The following is a 1,279-nucleotide window of genomic DNA, read 5'->3' as shown; positions in this document are numbered from 1 at the left end:
TGTCAAGGTTCAAAACCTTGACATTCTATGTTAATTGCCAACTTTTAAAAGTTAAAATATTTATATTTTATTAATAATTGTGTTGATATTGTATTTTATTCTTTAAGATCCCGAAAGCTTGTCTTAAAAGTTTATTGCATACAGCAATTAATGCTACTTTTTTACATTTCTTTTTTTCCAGAATTCTTTCATAAAGAGCTTTGCATTGTGTATTAAATCGCATTGCACTCCATGAGCACACATATAAAGTACTCCTTACAAAACCCTTGCTGGTTCTGCATTTTCCAATTGATATTTTCTTGTTCCCAGAATGATACATTTTAGGAACGACTCCAAAATATTTACAAAGTGCCTTTGAATGTTTAAAGTTTTTAAAGTTATTGGTAGCAACAAGTAACAACAAGGCTGTTTTCTCTCCAATTCCACTTATGCTTGATAATAAATCTTTATTTTCTTTAAGTTCCTTATCCTCTAGATGGGGAAGCCTTTTCTCAAGGTCCTTAATATCTTTATTAATCCTTTTAATAATTGTTTTGTAGTGTTTTATAACCACTGTATTAACAATGGGCTTTTGACTAAGGGATTTAAGTTTCAATGAATATCTTGCTTTTTCCTGTTCTAAATCTTGCCAGAGATTGAGTTCCTGCTCCAGAAATTCAATATTTTCTTTTTTCGGTTCATATGGATTCATTGTCATAGTTTCTCCAAAGTTTCTTATTAGTCTGGCATCCTGCTGATCAGTTTTACTAATATGATTTTTTACTTCTGAAAACTTTTTAATAGATAACCCACTCACTTGATAAACCTCAAATCCCATATAATAAGAGTAATACAAAATTTTACTACTGTAAGATCCTGTAGCTTCTACAACAATTTTGAATTGACTGGTATCCCACTTCTTCAGACACTTCTCAATATGTACCTTGTTGTTACCAATAGTGATGATTTGCTCTTTTTCATCATCTAAAAAACTCATGACTAAAATATTTGAGCTCACATCTACCCCGATTACTTTTTTTTCTAAATTTGCCATTATAAAAGTTCTTTATTTTATTGGAAAAGTGTTTTCTACTGAACCAGTGTGATAAGAGTTTTCCTATGACGAAACAACATTCTATTCGGTTTTTTAGAAAACAAGCAATAGGGACTAAGTGTCAAGGACGGTATCAAGTACCAACAAGGTTTCTATCTTTTTCCTATTGCTTTTTCCAATGAATTAATATTCCAAAGATATTTTAACTTTTTTAAGAGCGTTATTATAATAAACAAACTTATCACA

Annotated in this window: 1 protein-coding gene; it reads right to left on the bottom strand. The window is 30.1% G+C overall.

Features of this window, described 5'->3' with window-relative positions:
- Window positions 1-70 precede the first annotated feature (70 nt).
- Entirely contained in the window at window positions 71-1,033 is a 963-nt protein-coding gene (locus BW964_RS22195) for an IS110 family RNA-guided transposase (protein WP_076510775.1), read from the bottom strand.
- Window positions 1,034-1,279: the final 246 nt, after the last annotated feature.

This window comes from Chryseobacterium shigense, from assembly GCF_900156575.1.
Taxonomy (GTDB): domain Bacteria; phylum Bacteroidota; class Bacteroidia; order Flavobacteriales; family Weeksellaceae; genus Chryseobacterium; species Chryseobacterium shigense.
This window is presented reverse-complemented; position numbering and strand designations above follow the sequence as displayed.